The sequence below is a fragment of the Veillonella parvula genome (assembly GCF_945949885.1).
GTDB lineage: Bacteria > Bacillota > Negativicutes > Veillonellales > Veillonellaceae > Veillonella > Veillonella parvula_B.
Genome location: NZ_CAMFFZ010000003.1, coordinates 75,417 through 94,668, shown reverse-complemented (window position 1 = coordinate 94,668; position 19,252 = coordinate 75,417). Strand labels below are relative to the sequence as shown.

Genomic DNA, 19,252 nt, shown 5'->3' with positions numbered 1-19,252 from the left:
GAGATTAGAAAATTGATTTAATTTTGTCGCATTACTTATTGCAATTCATCATATATAAAAATAATGCTGGAACAATACAAATTGTATCATTCCAACATTTATTATAATTTTAATATACCACGATCAAAAATGTCCCCATTTTCCAAATCTATACTTTATCAGATAACAAATAGTTTATAACTGCTAATAAACCTTTTTGTGGTAGTTTAATTAAAGTATTTGAATCTAATCGAAATTCAGCAGGTCTATGTATTACCCAATTTAACGGATCTATATTATCACTATAATCCTTAAATAGTTTATTAAAATATTGTTGAATATTTGTATCTGTAATATAGTTTGGTAAATTTTTTATATAATTAGTTATAATTCTACTAAGTTTTCCTGAATCCTTCTCTATTCTAGACCAAATCAATTGATCTGACCCTTGAATTTTATGTTTTTTTGAATAATAAATTATAGACTGCTCAATAATTGCACGCACAAGAAATGTTGCTGCTATCGGATAGCTTTTTACAAGCTTCTTTTCTGAAAATAATTCTAATTCTTTACATATGGCGGCTACACCATGCGAATTTACATCTGAAGGTGATAAGCTACTATAATTTAAACCTAAAAAAAAGTACGGTAAGTTTTTAGCAGTCCCTTGAGTAGTTAAAATATTATTTTGTATCGGTTCAGTTGAGTTTATATCAGTAACAGTTAAACTGTCTTTATTTTTTAACGTGATAGATACTTCATCACTCGATTGATCATTATTAACAATTTTATCATTCGGTTGACTATCAAAATCTAATTTTTCAATAAGACTTTCTTGTTCCTTATCGTTTAATTTATTTGTGTAATCATAAATCCAGGGTATTAATTTATCTTCTATTGTTCCAGCTTTATTAAATAAACGAGTAACAGCTACCCCTTCGTTCTCTGCCTCTTTTACAACCCATTTAGAAGCATTTATTACCAATTGCATACGCTCTTTTGTAAAAGTTCCCTCATCAGAAATATCTAATCCAATTTTTCTCTTTATTACCCTATTGTTAAATATTCTTTCAATAGTAGTAAATGGTAAGATATTAGTAATATCTAAATCAGTAAAATATTTTTTTACATAAAAATCCACCAAATAAGAAAGTGTTTTTTCATGATTCATCCTAACCTTAAAATTTTCTTTTTCACGTGCTGACCACTGTTTAGTTCCTTTTCCTTTGTCTTCGCCTGAATGTAGTCTTTCCATAATAAAAAAAGCATCTTTTTCATCAGTAATATAACAGCTAATCTCTTCGGAAATATTCCCTTTTTGACTAATTTTCTGAGCTTTCTCTTTAGTTGCTACATCTAAGAAATTAAATTTATCTGGTTCTAAAAGAAGTTTTAATACTGCAACTCTTCGATTACCTTCATAAACAATATACCGTCTTAAATCATTTGAATAAACAACTACAATTTGCTGATTACCTAATAAACCATTTTTTTGTATATCATCTGCCAAATTAAGCATATATTGGATGCCAACAGAGTCAAATAATTTTTTTAAAGTATCTACTTCATTAGTTCCGATAACATGTCGTGGATTTTCAAAATAATTGAGTAGATCTTTAATTTTTAATTTTTTAATCTCTCCCATTACTAATTATGCTCCATTAAATAAAATTGTTAGATATTCTTCTTCATTTTTTGGTCTTTGAAGTTTCCTCGCATAGAACATTACTTCACTAGCAGCACGTTTTTTTTGTAAAGAGTAATTTAATTTAAACTCAATATTACATACCTTAGAGTACATTGCTTTTATAGCATTTATATTATCATATGTAACAATCCACATCCTATTTTTTAATCTACTTAATATCATATTAGCCAAATTAACATGATCACCATGAGAATAAAAATTTTTATATAACCCAGGTCCTTTACTATAATAAGGTGGATCAAAAAAAGTAAAAGTCTTTCTTTTATTTAAAATTATATTTTCAATAAAATCGAGTGCCTCTAAATTATATATACTAATCTTTTCTCTATGCGCTGCAATCCTTTCAATTTGTTTAATAAGCCTTGATTTATTAAATCTACAATCTATTAAGTATTCTCCGGTTTGCTCTAATCCACCTATAGGACCAGCTTTATCAATAATTCCCGAGCGATTAGTTCTATTTAAAAAGAATGTTGAAAAACCAATTTCTAAATTACTATGATTCGAAAGGTTATCTCGAATTGCTTTTTGTCTATGCCACTCATCTATAGTCACTTCTGTGTTTGTTACTAACTGAATAAATTCATCTGTACGATATAAAACACTTTCCCAAAAGCAAAAAACTGTAAAATCATAATCATTTAATATTATACGATTAACCAGTCCATTAAATAAAAGTTCCAATGCAACTGCTGCTCCACCACAAAAAGGTTCAATATATGTAGTGCAATCATTTTCTTTTATTAAACGAGAAACATAATTATATAATTTATGTTTTCCTCCTGGGTAGCGCAGTGGAGAAGGATTCATAAACACCTCCATAACCGTAAAATAAAACTAAGAAATCTACTCCCACTCAATGGTAGCAGGTGGTTTAGATGTAATATCGTACACAATACGGTTAATGTGTTGTACTTCATTTACGATACGACGGGAGATTGTGTCCAATACGTCGTAAGGGATGCGTGCCCAGTCTGCAGTCATGAAGTCTGTTGTTGTTACGCCACGCAATGCCAATGTGTAATCGTATGTACGGAAGTCACCCATAACGCCTACGGTACGTGTAGATGTTAATACTGCAAAGTATTGGTTGATGCTACGATCAAGGCCAGCTTTTGCAATTTCGTCACGGAAGATGTAGTCCGCATCACGCAAAATGTCGAGTTTCTCTTTAGTGATTTCGCCCATTACGCGAATAGCAAGGCCAGGACCTGGGAATGGTTGACGCCATACGAGGTAGTCAGCCAAACCTAATTCAGCACCAAGTTCACGCACTTCGTCTTTGAAGAGGTTACGCAATGGTTCGATAAGACCTTTAAAATCTACAACTGCAGGCAAGCCGCCTACGTTGTGGTGAGATTTGATAACTTCTGCTTCGCCAGTGCCGGACTCGATAACGTCAGGATAGATTGTACCTTGTGCCAAGAAGTCAACAGAACCGATTTTACGACCTTCATCTTCGAATACGCGGATGAATTCTTCACCAATAGCTTTACGTTTCGCTTCTGGATCTTCAAGACCAGCCAATTTATCTAAGAAACGTTTTTCTGCATCTACGCGGATAAAATGCATGCCGGAATCTTTGAAAGCTGCTTCTACTTCATCACCTTCGTTTTTACGCATCAAACCGTGGTCAACGAAGATACAAGTCAATTGGTCACCTACAGCTTTAGAAATAAGAGCTGCTGCAACGGAGCTATCTACACCACCGGACAATGCCAATAATACTTTGCCATCGCCTACAGTGTTGCGGATGTCTTCAATAGCAGTTTTTGCATAGTTTGCCATTGTCCATGTGCCTGTGAAGCCACATACTTCGTATAAGAAGTTGTGAAGCATTTCTTTACCATGTTCCGTGTGTAACACTTCCGCATGGTACTGCATAGCATACAATTTACGTTCTTTATTCTGCATCGCCGCTACAGGGCAATCCTTTGTATGGGCTACGATTTCAAAACCTGCAGGAACCTTCGCCACATAGTCGACATGGGACATCCAAACCACTTCGTCCTCGGACAAGCCTTTGAACAATGGAGATGTAGTGTCCACTTTAGTAGGTGTTTTACCAAATTCACGGTTGTCCGCAGATTTAACTTCACCGCCCAATGTATGTGCCATAAATTGCATACCGTAGCACATGCCAAGAACAGGAATGCCAAGTTCAAAAATCTCTTTGTCGATTTTCGGGGAATTTTCTTCGTACACGCTGTTAGGACCGCCTGTAAAGATGATACCTTGCGGTTTCAAGTCCTTAATTTTTTCCAGCGCTTTATTGTATGGATATACTTCGCAGTATACGTGATTTTCACGAACACGGCGCGCGATCAATTGGTTATATTGACCACCAAAGTCAACAACAATTACAAATTCCTTGTTTTCCATGCCTTCCTCCATATGCATCTATTTGTGAAAGTATATTCACGATTTGTTATGCCCATACATTTCTGTACTGGGGGCGCGTTTTTTCGAGCAAAACGCTAATTTTTCATTACAGCTTATTATACCATAGGAAATATAACGACTCCATATATTCCGTATGTAGATTATAAATAAATCTTTAATGTTCGGATTTCTAACTATCACGCTTTAGGAGCCTTTCCTATGTAAGTCAATTTGCTGATAATGTTGAAAGATTTCTAGCTATCACTTTTTAGGGGCCTCTCGTTTATACATTTTTACGGCCCCCACAGGACAGATGGAATAGCAGTCGCCACAACCGATACAGCCTTTCCCGATGATAAATCGAGTCTTACCTTCGGTGATGCATTGAACAGGACAGTCCTCAGCGCAAGCTCCGCACTTAACGCAAGTATCGTCAATATTAAATTTTAGATTTCCCATTATACATCACCTCCCTATCAGCAAAAGCAAAATTAAGTATATCCACGTGATGATTAAATACTATATCTGCTATGTAACGTTAGGTTATTATAAACACTAAAGTTAAGATTTTCTATTGAGCTCAATATTATATGCAATAGCCGAGTAAATAGCCTTTGCCACGCCTTGGTGGTTATTGTCTGTTGTTTCGTATCGTGCCGTTTCTTTAATGTTCGGCTTGCTATTGCCCATGGCTACGCCTGCACCCGCAAAGCGTAACATAGATAGATCATTTTCGCTATCCCCTAGTGTCATCACCTCATCGGGACTTAAGCCCCAATGTTTTGCCAAGGCTTCTACAGCAGTGCCTTTTGTAGTATGAGGCAATACAAATTCTAGATTGCCTTCACTAGAGAGCAATACATCATAAAAACGTTCACGGCCTGTACCATCGTGGGACAGACCTTGGTATTCATCTCGTAAGTCTTGCAAGATGCGCTGACGCATCGGCTCGTCACCGTAGAAGATTTGAATCTTCTCAGGCCCTTCGTCTAAGGCTTCCATATGAGCTAATAAATCACATACCATTGTCCGCGTAGCCAAGATAAATGGACGAATATTAGGTCTAAAGAAGAAATTGGATTGCTCAATTTCACATTCAGATAGTTTCACATTGGCTGCTTCATCACCTTCTGCCAAAGCATAGTGAGCATAAGTTGCCCCTGGTAAATGGGTATGTAATGCACCAGAAACCTGCTGATCTATTGTTTCAGTTAGATGATTATCCATGATGTTAGGCAGATGATTATCCATGATGCCATGTATCGTCTTTTTATTACTGTTACTTCGTTCACAAGCGCACGCCCCTAAACGTTCAGGTGTAATACATCTAGACGGCGGATACATGCCAAAGATTTGGTCTTTCACATAAGCTTCTACATATACGCCATAGGTTAACAGTTTGCGTAACAAGTGTAGAGCTTGTTCTTTATCAAAATTTACGTGGAATAGACTACGGTTTTCGTCCTTATCCATCACGTAAGCGCCATTAGTGCACATGAAATAGCGTAAGCAAGGCAGTTTTTCGATGACATCATTCATCTCATTCCAAGCGCGGCCAGAAGCAATGGCTACGCGAATGCCGCTTTCACGAGCTGCACGAATCGCCTCAATGGCATCCTCAGGAATTGCTTTCGTATCGTTTACCAAGGTACCATCTACATCGGATGCGATGAATCGAATGCGCTTATCTCCAACTAGACCTATATAATTTTTTATAGTTAATGTTTCCTTTAAGGACATATAGCCTCCCTCATGGTATCTAAAATAGATTTATTAATATCTTGAATTTCAAATGAGTATCCTCATAGTATCCTATGACTATTCCCCTAGAGATCCTTTAAATTCAGCTACGATTTCTTCTAAGGTTGTTGGGTTTTCTACGAGTCGTAGTAAAGCGCCACCAATAATATTAGCGCCGTCGATGATAGTTTGTTCAATGGTAGGCTCTAACATGGCACCGGCAAATTCTTTAGAATGGCACACCTTCGGCTCGCCAGCGAGGCGCAATTTAGGATGGAGTGCTGCACATTGATAGCTTACATTGCCAATATCTGAACTACCTCCGAGGGCTGCCGGACCAGGTTCAAAATTGAGGCCCATGTCGGCCATTACCTCTTCGATAAGCTTTGTGCCACGGTGGTTTTGGTTCATATCATCATACGGATTGCCATAAAACTCTACATCCACAGTTGTACCTGTACAAAAGGCAGCCCCTTCAAAGATTTTTTTGATTTGCTCAGATAAACAATTCAAGTACTCACGCTCCGTATGACGCACGGTAACCTCTAATTCACCGAAGGCAGGAATTACATTGGATGCGGTACCTCCAGCAATAATCCACGTGCCGATGCGCGTTTCAGGGCGCACTTGTTGGCGCATCATATCCATAGCATGGATAACAAGTTGCACACCATTTACCGCGTTGATGCCATTCCAAGGCTCTCCAGCTGCATGGGCTGGCTTACCATGATACTTAGCGCGGAAACAATCGAGTGCCAAAAATTGTGAATTTGGCCGTGTTTCCTCGCCGTCGAGATGCACCATGATGGCAAAATCGTATTCTTTAAATACCCCTGCATTGCACATATCCACCTTGCACCCCATCGCTTCTTCGTCTGGTGTGCCGATGATATCTATATCCATGTTGAAAGCTACGCCCTCTTCTTGCATTTTATGCAGTGTCAATGCAGCCAACACGCTCATAGAACCACTGGCGGAATGACCGCATGCATGGCCTACCTCTGGCAGTGCATCATATTCACAAAGTATCGCTAAACGACCTTGAGGGGTATCTACTTTCACAACAGAGGCCTTGAAGGCAGTCGGTAAATCACAAAATTCATAGGTTACGTCCATGCCATGTTTTTCGAGAACAGCACCAATGGTTTTAACAGACTCGAATTCTTGACTGGAAATCTCAGGGTTTTTAGCTAATGTATAATTCACCGTAAAAGCATCTGGTGCGAAGCTTTTACAAAGATCGGAAAATGTATGCATAAGGTTCATAGCGCCTCCAATAGATATAATCAAAAATGTGTGCAAATCGATGGATTTAAACAATGTTAAATGAAATCCATTTTTAAATATGAAACTCATGTACTCTTAATTATACAATGTTATTGCCTATTGGTGTAAAATTCCGTACAATATAAACAGAAATGTATAAACCATGTATATGGATGTTTGAGGAGGATACTATGTTTAAGTTCAAAAAATTGACAGCCATCGCCCTCGTAGCGGTAGCAGCAATGGGTTTATTGGCTGGTTGTGGCAACGACAAACCTAAAATGACACAACAAGAAGGCGTATTGCGTGTAGGTTCTGAAACTACATTCCCACCGTTCGAATTCACTGAAGGCGACAAATACGTTGGTTTCGACGTTGATTTGTCCGAAGCAATTTCTAAAAAAATCGGCCTAAAAATGGAATTCAAATCCATGGGCTTCGACGCTTTGATTCCAGCTGTTCAATCTGGCGATATCGATATGATCGCTGCAGGCATCAACGCTACGCCTGAACGTGAAAAAGTATTGGACTTCTCCGATGTATACTTTGATCAAGGCGGTTTCATCACAGTTGTGCGTAAAGACAACACTACAATCCACAACATGGACGAATTAGCTGGCAAAACTGTAGGTGTTCAAATCGGTACAATCCCTGTTGAAATGGCTCAAAAAATCCCTGGCACAACAGTAAAACAAATCGATTCCAACGCTAATATCTTTATGGAATTGAAATCCGGTACAATTGATGGCGCTATCATCGATAACGCTGTAGCTATGTACTACCTCAAACAAGGTGCTGACCAAGACCTTAAACTCGTAGGCGAACCTACACAATCCCCTGGCACAGTGCTTGGCGTAAAAAAAGGCAACAAAGCTTTACAAGAAGCTGTTAACAAAGCTCTTAAAGAACTTAAAGAAGACGGCACTTACCAAAAAATCTACAACAAATGGTTTGGCGATTACAACAAAAAATAATATGTATTCCTACGAACTAGGATACATAATAACCCCTCTGAAAGATTTCAACCATCACATAAAATTTGTGACAACAGATCTTCTTCAGAGGGGATTTTTTGCGCTTTAATACAACACATACTAAAGCTTCCGTATTAAATTGTATTACATACGGGCATATTAGAAATAAGCTAGTAAATTGTGAGAACAGTTAAACGATATCAATATGATAACAATAGAAGACATACAGTTATACTAGCATTGCCTCTTTTACGGTACCTAGCGTTCGTTATATAATAAATATGTATTCTATCGTATAAAAGGAGGCCTAATGGCACAGTACTTTACGGAACGCCTGCAAAAGGTCTTCCACATGATTTTTACATCCTATAATCAAAAAATGGCTCAAGAAGGCTTACGTCAGTTAGAACTCATCGTCAATAATCAGCAAGGGACAGTACAAACTGATCATCGTGCCTTGCGAAACGATATGACGACCCTTCTTGAAAGTGATATAGATACTAAAGAAGATGCTCTCAAAATAGCCAACGATCCAGAGGCTCGAGAGCTAGGTGACGCCTATGCCCTCTTGGCACGCGTCTATGCAGGTCCTCGCTTTACTTGGGAAGAGTCTAACTTCCCAGAGGATAATATGCGCACCTATCAATGCTTACACGATAGCATTCGTCGCTGTAGCCCTATCGGCACATTACAAGCTTTGCGCATCAAAGGCTCCATCACACCTACCGTCGAGAAGGATATGCAAATCTCCTTCGACGATGCTTTCCGCATTGTCTATGACCATGCAAATCGAGGCGATGCCTATTGCCAATATGTTATAGGCAATGTCTTTTTCTGGCGCGATGATAATCGCATCGACTCCGCTGAAGCTATGCTAACACCTCCGCCCATGAGCTGGACTAAACGCATTCAAAGAAGCCTTACAGCAAACTCTGTACAGGATCGTATCGCCGCCTTACAAGGCACCGTGCCAGACGAAAAATTGCAAAAAAATGCATCTAACCTGGCGAAAGAATGGTTTAATAAGGCTCTCGACAACGGTCTTGCCATGTTCCAAGGAAACTTGCGCAATATCTATATCGACGAAGCCGACTTTTCCAATGCGCGCCGCGTCGCCAAGACTGCGGCCGAGCTTGGCAACCCTGCCATGATGCTATATACAGGCCTCGACTGCCATGAAAACGGTAAATTCGAGGATGCTTTCACGTGGTTCACTAAAGGTGCCGCCTTAGGTCAATCTGAAAGCATCGCAGAATTAGCGGATTATTACTATCATTTCTATGATGCCAAAAATTTACGTTGTACGATTCCTTATGATCCTGTAAAGGCTATTGGTCTCTACCGCCGCGCTGCAACGAAACAGTTTAGTGATGCGGGCTACACCGCCTTGCAGGCGGCCTTTGGCTATATCTTTCACATAGGCCACCTGCCTCTCGACTGGGGTCTCATAGCAGACTTAACGCATATGGCGGCCACAAAAGATCGTTTTATGTTCGCCTTGCCCTATATCGGTTATATGCGAATCCACGGTTTAGGGGTGACGAAAAACATTCGCTTCGGTGTACAATCGTTATTGCGTGTCTTAGATGAGGAACAACGCGCCTTCGAAGAGGAAAATCGCGTTCTTTTCTACGACATTACGCGCGCTTTAACACGTGTTGCCTTGGGCTATGCCTACGAAAAAGGCTATGTAACAGGCAAACCAGATTTAGATCAAGCCGTATCCTATTACGAGCAATCTCATCAATATATCTTGTCTCACAAAGCCAATTTGGATCCGGAGCTAAAAGATATTCCCATCGATGACGAAGCAGAAGAACGATTAGCGGCCTTTGAAGAGGTTGATGGTCACTGGCAATACAAAGAAGGCGTTGCCGAATCCACTACTACGGTGCGCCCTGCACCTGCCGCCTGGCCTCAAGATGCGGCCCGTTTATCTGTAACTATGGACGACTTCCTGTGGGATACGACTTTGTACGACTGGCAAACCATTGAAACAGCCTTAGACTCACAAGAAGAAATGAAGCTCAGCTTTTACAATCGTTTCCTATCCGTTCCAGATGTATTGCGCAATATCTTCAAACTCGATGTAACGCGGATGCTACGAAATCATTATCAAGTAAGACTGCACGGTTATGATCCAACAGAAGGACAGGAAATCGTCTATAAGGCCGTATTCAACAAAGAAAATACCTTAAGCCTATTAAAAGAGCTTTACCATAATCGTCAGTTGCCTAGCCTCGAAGAGAACTGGTCTATCGAAAAGAATGAAGAAAAGCCGACTTGGCACTACGTGCTCGATGTTGATCAACAGCCATTCTTGTTAGAGGAATACGACGATGCGAACGCTATGATTCAGACTGCCTTGCAAGGGTTGAAAGAGAAAAAATACGAACAAATTAATATTCGCACCCATGACTTTGTGGGCCCATCCTATTTTATTTTTAAAGGCAATCAGTCGACCCCATTTAGAGTGCAGCTCTATCTGAAAGAATCTGCCCGTCACACCATCGATGAAGATGGAAACCAACAAGACACTCCTGGCAAAACCTACTTATTTGAACAATATGTGGGAAACGAAGTGTCCTTAAACTATTGGATTCAAAAAACAATAAATACCTTGGAAATCCCTGAGCTAGATAATTGGAAACAATTAACAGTGCCAAAGGATTTACAAACATAAAAAGACCATCCCCAGTGAGCTGCTCCCCCAAAATTGGACACAATTTTTGAAAGCGAAGTTCAGAGGATGGTCTTTTTCTTGATAATGCCTATAATCTTAATAATAGGATTATTTTGATTCTAGATTTTTACTACAGCGTTTCTATTATAGTAGTCTTATGACAGCACTTTTATTATAGTGTTTTTACAACACTGGCACAGCGTGCACAAAGTGTAGGATGTTCGCTATTTTGACCTACTGTATCGCGGTGGATCCAGCAGCGTTCACATTTTTCGAGATTAGATGCAACAACAACTGTTGCTACGCCTGTTTCTTCGTCTTTTACAGCCTCTGCTGGTGCAGCGCCGTTCACAATGTGAGCTTCGGATACGATAACGAGTTTAGCCAAGCCTTCTTCACCAAGAGCATTCAATGCATCAAATGCAGCGCCTTCAGCGTATACCGTAACGGATGCATCCAATGGGTGACCAATTGTTTTGTCTTGACGCGCAAGTTCCAAAGCTTTTTGTACGGATGTACGCAAGTCTAACAATTGATTCCATTTGTCAGCCAATTCTTGGTTGAAGTGTTCTGGATGACCTTGTGGCCAATCTTGAAGCATAACGGATTCGCGCATACCCTCTTCTTTAGGCATGTATTTCCAAACTTCTTCTGCTGTAAAGGAAAGCACTGGAGATACCATAGCTACCAATGTTTTCAAGATTTCATACATCGCTGTTTGAGCAGAACGACGAGCTACGTTGTTTTTGCGTTCAGCATACATAGTATCTTTCATTACATCAAGATAGATGGAGCTCAAGTCTACGGTGCAGAAGTTATGAATTGCATGGTATAACATGTGGAATTCATAATTTTCGTACGCATCAGTAACCTTTTGACGCACTTCTTCTAAGCGCAACAATGCCCATTTATCGAATTCGGACATATCTGCGTAAGCCACTTTATCAGTATTTGGATTGAAGTCATCCAAGTTGCCGAGCAAGAAGCGGAATGTATTACGGATCTTACGATATACTTCGGATAATTGTTTTACGATGTCTTTGGACAAACGTACGTCTGCTTGGTAATCCGCAGAGGATACCCACAAACGCATAACATCAGCGCCGTATACGTCGATGATGTCGCTAGGTGCCACTGTATTACCTACAGATTTGGACATCTTGCGACCTTCGCCGTCCACGACGAAGCCGTGAGTCAATACGGAATTGTAAGGTGCCTTACCTGTTGTTGCCACTGCAGTTAACAAGGAAGAGTTGAACCAGCCGCGATGTTGGTCGGAACCTTCAAGGTACATAGCGCATGGTACATCAAGACCATTTACTTCGAGCACGCCAGCCCAAGAGGAACCAGAGTCAAACCATACGTCCATGATGTCAGTTTCTTTTTTGAACTCATCATGACCGCAATGAGGACATTTGAAACCTTCTGGTAACAATTCTTTTGCACTGTGAGCCCACCAAGCATCGGAGCCTTCTACGGCTACTTTTTCTTGTAATGCTTTGATAGTATCATCGTTGATGATGTGCTCGCCGCAGCTTTCACAATAGTAAATAGGAATTGGCACGCCCCAAATACGTTGACGGGAAATTACCCAGTCACCACGATCGCGAACCATGTTGAAGATACGGTCATGCCCCCATTTAGGAATCCATTGCACTTGATTGTCGATTGCATCAAGAGCTTGTTGACGGTACCCATCTACAGAGGAGAACCATTGTTCTGTAGCACGGTAGATTACAGGATTTTTACAACGCCAGCAGTGAGCGTATTGGTGACGCAAGCTAGATTTGTGAAGCAATGCATTATTGTGCGCCAAGATTTTGATTACAGGCACCTCTGCATCGTGGATTTCTACACCAGCCAATGGGAATTCGGTATCGCCATAACGGTTGTTGTCTACTTGTTTTGTGTAGTTACCAGTTTCATTAACAAGAGATACGATAGGAAGTTCAGTTTTGCCTTCCTTGTTATAACGCATAACGATGTTAAAGTCATCTTCACCGTGTGCAGGTGCTGTATGTACGCAACCGGTACCTGCTTCAAGTGTTACATGGTCACCACACAATACTGTAGCATTACGTTCAACAAATGGATGTTTGAATTCAGCCAATTCTAAATCTGCACCAGAGAAGCGATTTACGATTTCATAGTCTTCGATACCGATATCTTTCATCGCCGCATCAACTAGCTCAGTAGCCATCAAGTAGTATTCGTCGCCTACTTTTACCCAACCATATTCAAGGTCAGGGTTAACAGAGATTGCTACATTGGCAGGCATTGTCCAAGGAGTAGTTGTCCAAATAACGGAGTATGCTTGTTTTTGATCTACGCCAGCTGGCAATGTTACCTTTTTCTCGGATACGTAAGGGAATTTTACGTAGATGGAGAAGGATTTTTTCTCAGCATATTCGATTTCTGCTTCTGCCAATGCAGTTTCGCAGTGAGTACACCAGTATACAGTTTTAAGACCTTTATAGATGTGTCCGCGTTTTGCCATTTCGCCGAAGATACCAAGTTGTTTAACTTCGAACTCAGGACGCAATGTCAAATACGGACGATCCCATTCGCCTAATACACCAAAACGAATGAAGTCTTGTTTTTGTGTTTCTACACACTCCAATGCATATTCCTTACATTTATTGCGCAAGTCCAATGGAGCCATTTCATGACGGTTAAGGCCTGTGTTTTTGATAACCGCATGCTCGATTGGCAAACCATGCGTATCCCAACCTGGGATATAACGCGTATAGTGACCAGTCATAGTCTTGTATTTCATGATAATGTCCTTCAACGTTTTGTTGAGGGCATGACCTATGTGCAATTTACCGTTCGCATATGGAGGGCCATCATGCAAAATGAAAGGTTTTGCGTCTTTACGCAATTCCAAACGTTTTTGATAAATTTTGTTGTCTTCCCAGAACTTTAAGATTTCTGGTTCGCGCTTAGGCAAATTGCCGCGCATTGGAAATTCTGTTTCAGGCAAATGTAACGTCTTACCGTAATCCATGATGTGCTCCTTTTACATAAAAAAATCGCCCGCCCCCGAAGGGACGGACGTCATATCCGTGGTACCACCCTACTGACTCTCGTTACTTGTGAAAGCTAACGCCACCGCATTTCTGCGATTGTCACACCATGCTAGCACATGTTTGTAACACATAAGACGCAACTCATCTCTCATATTGTGAAAGCCACTTAAACATATAACGGTGTTCACCGGCAGGGTTCCTGCTTGCTCCAAAGTGATCCGCACATCTCTAGATTTCCAAACCTTTCAGCCCATGAGTTTGGTCTCTACTAAATCCGTCTGAGACATGCCGTCTTTTTCAACGCAATATTCATATAATAGATAATTATAGGCTGGAAACAACGTAATTGTCAAATATATATTCTATTTATACTAATAGACTCATTATACTTATTTGTTCGTATACCTCTAGTATTTAAAATATTCCAACTAACATATAAGAAAAAATCGCTTTATAGAATGCTTAAAAGTATCCCATTTATCTACATCTAAATATAACCCTTTGGAACATTTCACAATAACCCCTTCACGAATCAATATACGTAAGGTCCGTTTATTAATGGCACTGGCCTGTAAAACCTCATATTCTGATAATGCTGAATCCTCTGAACAAGCACCATTATCATGAAAATATTGAACAAGTTTATTTTGCCATCTTGTAATTGTTTCTGCACCAAAAGCCATATTATCACCTCATTACTTTGTAAAATTTTCAAAAACTTTAGTTCGCTGTTCTAAATATAACTTTGTTAACATACAGAATGGATCTTTATTGTCTATAACATTATCATATAAGTAAGATCTTCCTCGACAACCTCCGCCACACATATATTTATAGTCACAACTACTACAACCTTTAACATTATCTACTGTCATATGAGACCATATAGATTCCTTATTTTTTAGAATATTTTTCAAAGAATCCGTTTTAATATCCCCCATCTTCATAGTATCCTTATGAAGCATATGGCATGGATAAACCTCTCCATTTGCTGCAATACTAACCATTTTGCAACCCAATCCACAGCCCACTTTACAACATAGACCCTCTATTCCATCACTATTTCCATTAATAACACTATCTTCTATATAAACATTGTCTCCTTCATTAATTACTTTTACAATTTCATAAATATCATTATCATCTAAAATAAAGTCTGAGAAAGTTTTATCATATGGATCGACTGTAAATATACTGAAATTAAAGGATACTTTTAAACCTTCAGCCAGCCGAATATAATTTCTCATATATTCAATATTCTTTTTATGTAAAGTAAATATCAAATGAACATGTACAAGACTCTTAAAGTGTTCCACAAAATCTAAGACCTTGCCCATTATTCCTTCATTTCTGATAAATCTGGTTTCTCTATTATATCCATCTACAGATACACTTAAACTATCAATGAAGGGGATTGCTTTCTCTACTCGATTCCAATCCATTGTACCATTAGTAATGACCGCAACACTTATATTATGTTTTTTAATATGTGCCAAAATGTCTGCCATATCATTTCTTATAAAAGGTTCTCCACCTGATATAACTAACCGCTCAACCCCACAAGCTGCTAATTGATCAACAATATGCTTTAACTGTGCAGTAGTTAAATCTTTTTGTGTATTTCTTTCTTCTATATACGAGTAACAACCTACACAACTTAAATTACATCTATCCGTCACATGAAGATAGGCATTTTTCAAGACACTAGTGTCTTTTTTAAAATAACCAAACTCATTTAATGCAGCCATAATTTGTTTTTCATCATTATTAAGCGTATCTTCTTCAATTAAGCCTGCTTTCATTCTATTAACGAAGTCTATACCGGCATCATCTAATCCTATTATTGCCCCATTTTCTCCATTGCCAATAATATTTACTCCCTTAATATTAAATAAATATGTTCTATCATGAAGCATGCTGTTCATTTATTAGCCCTCCTTTTTCAATTAGTCTATAGAATAGAAATCCCTTTTTATACAAATCATCAAAATAGCCGACCTCTTTAATAGTTCCATCTTCTATTACAATAATTTCATCATACAGTTTCAAAATATCTTTTTCTAAAAAATGCGTTACATTAATAACAGTTGCATCAAGACTTACAAGTTCCTGTTCCAAAGTTTTCGCTGTAAGATTATCCAGGCCAAAAGAAAACTCATCAACTATAATAATATTTGATTGTTTTAAAAGTGCCCTACATATTTCAATCCGCTTTTTCTCTCCACCGGAGAAGTTATTTCCATTCTCTTGAACAATTGTTTTAATTCCTTTATCCAAACGTTCTATAATCCCCTTTAAATTTGCTTTATCAATGGATTGAGATAGGAGTTCCTCTGAAACAGTATTGCCTAATGTCAAGTTGTATTCCAAAGTATCATTAAACATTACGCTATGTTGTTGCATATAAGTGATATTGTCATACACTACTTCATCATTAATTTGATGATAGTCATATTCATCAAAAGTTATGCTTCCTAAATAACTATCATAATAACGTAAAATCAGTTTCAACAATGTCGTCTTACCACTCCCAGACGTGCCTACAATTGCATATTTTTTACCTTTTTTGAAACTAAGATTAATATCATTGAGTATATTTCGTTCTTTTCCGGGATATGCAAAACTTATATGTTTAAAATCTATACTTTTAGAAAAATTAATTTGATTATTAATAGGCTTCTCAATTGTATCAATATCAGTTGCGTTATCTTTTCTCAACTTAATCTGATCGATATGATTCCATATTTTTTTTGCTGAAACAACTTGACCTAACGACAGTAGTATCATCATGATGGGACTCATAATACTATTTGAAAGCTGTACGACCGCAATCATATCTCCTACACGTATTTCATTTATACTTACATAATATGCACATATCAAAAACATGGTAAGTCCTAGAATGAATGCAGTAAAAGTAGAAAGCAGCAGAACGAAATCTTCAAATAATTTACTCCTTAGCCTCTTATTTTCAAGGTCATTATTATAAAAATTAAAAGAGCTTATAATATTTTTCAATACACGATACGACTTTATCACTTCAAAGGCATTGAAATAATCCTTTATGACTCCATTAAACTGTCCAAAGCTACCAAGATATTCTTTCTTATATTTCCCCATCTTAGATCCCAATAAATTAGGAATAGCCAACCCAATTATCACAAGACCTAACATAATGAAGACTATTTTAAAATATATGGACCACATAATCACAAGTGATACAATAACAGTAGATACAGCTCCTATAATACTGTATAGTGTCTCAAAATAGTCTCGCTCTATAATATATATATCTTGATTCAGAATGGTAGTATAAGTAGATGTATTATCCTCTCGAAAGTCACTTATATTTTTGCTGAATAATTGATTGAATATGCGTTGTTTCTCATTTTTTATTATAAAATTAATCAATCTGTCTTTTGTCAATACATATAAAGTAGATAATATAAAAATACCTATCGCAAACCCTAAGCATATAAATATCTGGAAGAAATCAATTCCCTGATTTTCAACTAATGAATTAGTAATCCATTGCATCAATATTGCTAACATCGGCATCATTATGGAATAAAGAACAGCCAAAATCAAAGAACCTATGGCAAGTAAAGGTCTTTGAAATAGTAAACTAAATCGTTTCATTGTTCTGATCTCTATTAAGCTTATAAAAAACAAACCAGTGTATAACTATGACAATTATAATACTAGTAATAGTATTTTCTATCGGACTGTTCAACGATTCGGAAATATTATTACTATTTAAAAAATTACTATTCTGTAAAACGCTTTCAAGTCTGCTGCCAGTCAAAATAAAAAAGTTTTGTAAAATATTATATACTGAAAAGAAAACTATATTTATTCCCACTAACACTTTTAAACTTTTTCTACCTTTATTTTTAGATAGAATTAAGAGAATAACTGAAACAATAAGTTGACATGCAAATATACCTAAAATAGATAATGCATTAATTTTTTCAACACACATCGTTATAGCTAATATACTAACTATATAGACGAGTAATAATATAAAAGTATATTTCTTCATAAATTGCTGGCCTCCTTCAATTATTAACAATGAATGATTGAAAAGATGAGTCAAACAATCATTGCATTATATAATAAATGCAATAAAACAGGATAAATTAATTTTCCAGTTTTATAATAAATAAATCCAGAAACAAGTCCAAATGGAAACCTAACGACAAGATTCGCTAAAAAACTCTGTCCTAAATGCGTTATAAAAGCAAATATTATTGCCGATATAAGTATAACTATATAATTATTTTTGAATATATGTTTCAATTGTGTAAAGATAACACCTTTACACCAAAACTCCTCACAAAAAGCGATTGGTATGTTCTGCACAAGAGCAAAAACAATATCTCCTTTAAAAATCATAGTCTTTACAACTATAAGAAATATAATCACAAGTGTGATAAGAATTACATCGAGAGGAAAATCAATTTCCAACCCTAAATCAACAGGATTACACACAGCATTATCATTCTTACGCAAATAAATAATAGGAAAAATGAACATTCCTATAATCATACTTATCCAAACTGTAAGTGCTGAAGAAAGATGCCCATATCGTAAATCACCAATAAGAAGGTCTACGATTATCCCTGAGATAATCGTAAAGAAAACTGGAAATATAGATAAAACAACAATATCGATATAGATTTTTTCTTTATATGATTTGCTTCGATCCATTTTTCAAAACCTTTGCAACAACCAATTATTGACATTATTAAAGAGCCTAATATCTAATAACAATAATAAAAAAAGAGTGTGCAAGATAATCTGAAAAGATGTAATTTAACATTACCTCCAGAGCATCTCCCACACCCTTGAAAAACATAAAACTTATTATATGACTTGTTTAAAATACAAAATAATATAGCCTTAAATGGTGGATTTATTCAATTAGTAGAAATTAAAATCATTATATTAAATTACTGTATTAAAATAAATAACGTTTATCAATAACGAGGATTACTAATTACCATCCACCTCGTCCATAACTACCACAGATATAGAAGCCTATAGAAACACAATTGCCAGAATTAAAAAGTTTTGCAAATAACATAATAAAACCTCCATTCATCCAATATTCCACCATTCAAGGCCTATGCATATTCCTTGCAATCATAAAAATCACAAAGAAATATGAACTTAAAAATTATGAAATAGCCTTTGCTCAGTGGTCATGAATAATGCAGGTTTATTATCTACCAGTTATTAAATTAATCATTTTTTAATTCAATGTATAAAATACATCGTTTATGCTTCTACCGAGAACTACGGCTATATCATTTGCTAATTTTAAACTAGGAATCGTTTTTCCATTTTCGATACTATTAATTGTCGCTCTAGTAACACCTACTTTTCCCGCTAATTCATGCTGAGATAAGCCCAACATCGTTCTATAAAGCTTAATTTTGTTTGCCATTTCTCCCACTACTCCCTTTTACTCGTCTGTCATTGTAAAATA

Annotated in this window: 15 protein-coding genes; 2 read left to right on the top strand and 13 right to left on the bottom strand. The window is 37.3% G+C overall.

Features of this window, described 5'->3' with window-relative positions; all coding sequences use genetic code 11:
• Nucleotides 1-148 precede the first annotated feature (148 nt).
• The 6 genes from Q7O55_RS02095 to Q7O55_RS02070 form a co-directional block, all read right to left on the bottom strand.
• Nucleotides 149-1,624, bottom strand: a complete 1,476-nt coding sequence (locus Q7O55_RS02095; protein ID WP_303927938.1) for a hypothetical protein — start codon at nt 1,622-1,624, stop codon at nt 149-151.
• A gap of 6 nt (nt 1,625-1,630) precedes the next feature.
• Complete coding sequence (locus Q7O55_RS02090; RefSeq protein WP_303927936.1) at nt 1,631-2,497, bottom strand: DNA adenine methylase; 867 nt, start codon at nt 2,495-2,497, stop codon at nt 1,631-1,633.
• A 36-nt stretch (nt 2,498-2,533) separates the two neighbouring features.
• Nucleotides 2,534-4,069 (bottom strand): glutamine-hydrolyzing GMP synthase, encoded by a 1,536-nt coding sequence (gene guaA / locus Q7O55_RS02085; protein ID WP_303927934.1) that lies wholly within the window; start codon nt 4,067-4,069, stop codon nt 2,534-2,536.
• Between the two features lie 261 nt (nt 4,070-4,330).
• Complete coding sequence (locus Q7O55_RS02080; RefSeq protein WP_004697904.1) at nt 4,331-4,528, bottom strand: DUF362 domain-containing protein; 198 nt, start codon at nt 4,526-4,528, stop codon at nt 4,331-4,333.
• A 102-nt stretch (nt 4,529-4,630) separates the two neighbouring features.
• A complete protein-coding gene (locus Q7O55_RS02075; RefSeq protein ID WP_303927932.1) occupies nt 4,631-5,809 on the bottom strand; it encodes an HAD hydrolase family protein in 1,179 nt (392 codons plus the stop codon).
• 78 nt (nt 5,810-5,887) lie between these two features.
• The gene (locus Q7O55_RS02070) at nt 5,888-7,075 is read right to left on the bottom strand and encodes an amidohydrolase (protein ID WP_303927930.1); all 1,188 of its coding nucleotides are present in this window, start codon (nt 7,073-7,075) and stop codon (nt 5,888-5,890) included.
• Nucleotides 7,076-7,266: 191 nt separating this feature from the next.
• On the opposite strand from Q7O55_RS02070, the gene Q7O55_RS02065 reads away from it, so the two are divergent.
• Both Q7O55_RS02065 and Q7O55_RS02060 read left to right on the top strand, forming a co-directional pair.
• A complete protein-coding gene (locus Q7O55_RS02065) occupies nt 7,267-8,049 on the top strand; it encodes a basic amino acid ABC transporter substrate-binding protein (protein ID WP_303927929.1) in 783 nt (260 codons plus the stop codon).
• A gap of 310 nt (nt 8,050-8,359) precedes the next feature.
• Nucleotides 8,360-10,732, top strand: coding sequence for a tetratricopeptide repeat protein (locus Q7O55_RS02060; RefSeq protein ID WP_303927928.1), 2,373 nt, complete (start codon nt 8,360-8,362; stop codon nt 10,730-10,732).
• 172 nt (nt 10,733-10,904) lie between these two features.
• On the opposite strand, the gene ileS is transcribed toward Q7O55_RS02060, so the two are convergent.
• The 7 genes from ileS to Q7O55_RS02025 all read right to left on the bottom strand — a co-directional run bounded on the left by ileS (nt 10,905) and on the right by Q7O55_RS02025 (nt 19,210).
• The gene (gene ileS, locus Q7O55_RS02055) at nt 10,905-13,739 is read right to left on the bottom strand and encodes an isoleucine--tRNA ligase (protein ID WP_303927926.1); all 2,835 of its coding nucleotides are present in this window, start codon (nt 13,737-13,739) and stop codon (nt 10,905-10,907) included.
• 450 nt (nt 13,740-14,189) lie between these two features.
• Nucleotides 14,190-14,444 (bottom strand): hypothetical protein, encoded by a 255-nt coding sequence (locus Q7O55_RS02050; RefSeq protein ID WP_012863771.1) that lies wholly within the window; start codon nt 14,442-14,444, stop codon nt 14,190-14,192.
• Between the two features lie 12 nt (nt 14,445-14,456).
• Nucleotides 14,457-15,686 carry a radical SAM protein gene (locus Q7O55_RS02045; RefSeq protein ID WP_303927924.1) on the bottom strand — a complete coding sequence of 410 codons (1,230 nt, stop codon included), beginning with the start codon at nt 15,684-15,686 and terminating at the stop codon, nt 14,457-14,459.
• A complete protein-coding gene (locus Q7O55_RS02040; RefSeq protein ID WP_287526319.1) occupies nt 15,667-17,400 on the bottom strand; it encodes an ABC transporter ATP-binding protein in 1,734 nt (577 codons plus the stop codon). The genes Q7O55_RS02045 and Q7O55_RS02040 overlap by 20 nt, the downstream gene beginning before the upstream one ends.
• The gene (locus tag Q7O55_RS02035) at nt 17,387-17,803 is read right to left on the bottom strand and encodes a hypothetical protein (protein ID WP_303927922.1); all 417 of its coding nucleotides are present in this window, start codon (nt 17,801-17,803) and stop codon (nt 17,387-17,389) included. The genes Q7O55_RS02040 and Q7O55_RS02035 overlap by 14 nt, the downstream gene beginning before the upstream one ends.
• Before the next feature lie 50 nt (nt 17,804-17,853).
• Entirely contained in the window at nt 17,854-18,471 is a 618-nt protein-coding gene (locus tag Q7O55_RS02030) for a CPBP family intramembrane glutamic endopeptidase (RefSeq protein ID WP_012863767.1), read from the bottom strand.
• Nucleotides 18,472-19,015: 544 nt separating this feature from the next.
• Complete coding sequence (locus tag Q7O55_RS02025; protein ID WP_012863766.1) at nt 19,016-19,210, bottom strand: helix-turn-helix transcriptional regulator; 195 nt, start codon at nt 19,208-19,210, stop codon at nt 19,016-19,018.
• Nucleotides 19,211-19,252 lie beyond the last annotated feature (42 nt).

What these genes read in the sequence shown, in the direction of transcription:
- guaA (WP_303927934.1), bottom strand. Translation starts at nt 4,069, where the DNA reads ATGGAAAACAAGGAATTTGTAATTGTTGTTGACTTTGGTGGTCAATAT.
- Q7O55_RS02060 (WP_303927928.1), top strand. Translation starts at nt 8,360, where the DNA reads ATGGCACAGTACTTTACGGAACGCCTGCAAAAGGTCTTCCACATGATT.
- Q7O55_RS02080 (WP_004697904.1), bottom strand. Translation starts at nt 4,528, where the DNA reads ATGGGAAATCTAAAATTTAATATTGACGATACTTGCGTTAAGTGCGGA.
- Q7O55_RS02075 (WP_303927932.1), bottom strand. Translation starts at nt 5,809, where the DNA reads ATGTCCTTAAAGGAAACATTAACTATAAAAAATTATATAGGTCTAGTT.
- Q7O55_RS02045 (WP_303927924.1), bottom strand. Translation starts at nt 15,686, where the DNA reads ATGAACAGCATGCTTCATGATAGAACATATTTATTTAATATTAAGGGA.
- Q7O55_RS02070 (WP_303927930.1), bottom strand. Translation starts at nt 7,075, where the DNA reads ATGAACCTTATGCATACATTTTCCGATCTTTGTAAAAGCTTCGCACCA.
- Q7O55_RS02035 (WP_303927922.1), bottom strand. Translation starts at nt 17,803, where the DNA reads ATGAAGAAATATACTTTTATATTATTACTCGTCTATATAGTTAGTATA.
- ileS (WP_303927926.1), bottom strand. Translation starts at nt 13,739, where the DNA reads ATGGATTACGGTAAGACGTTACATTTGCCTGAAACAGAATTTCCAATG.
- Q7O55_RS02090 (WP_303927936.1), bottom strand. Translation starts at nt 2,497, where the DNA reads ATGAATCCTTCTCCACTGCGCTACCCAGGAGGAAAACATAAATTATAT.
- Q7O55_RS02050 (WP_012863771.1), bottom strand. Translation starts at nt 14,444, where the DNA reads ATGGCTTTTGGTGCAGAAACAATTACAAGATGGCAAAATAAACTTGTT.
- Q7O55_RS02095 (WP_303927938.1), bottom strand. Translation starts at nt 1,624, where the DNA reads ATGGGAGAGATTAAAAAATTAAAAATTAAAGATCTACTCAATTATTTT.
- Q7O55_RS02040 (WP_287526319.1), bottom strand. Translation starts at nt 17,400, where the DNA reads ATGAAACGATTTAGTTTACTATTTCAAAGACCTTTACTTGCCATAGGT.
- Q7O55_RS02030 (WP_012863767.1), bottom strand. Translation starts at nt 18,471, where the DNA reads ATGGATCGAAGCAAATCATATAAAGAAAAAATCTATATCGATATTGTT.
- Q7O55_RS02025 (WP_012863766.1), bottom strand. Translation starts at nt 19,210, where the DNA reads ATGGCAAACAAAATTAAGCTTTATAGAACGATGTTGGGCTTATCTCAG.
- Q7O55_RS02065 (WP_303927929.1), top strand. Translation starts at nt 7,267, where the DNA reads ATGTTTAAGTTCAAAAAATTGACAGCCATCGCCCTCGTAGCGGTAGCA.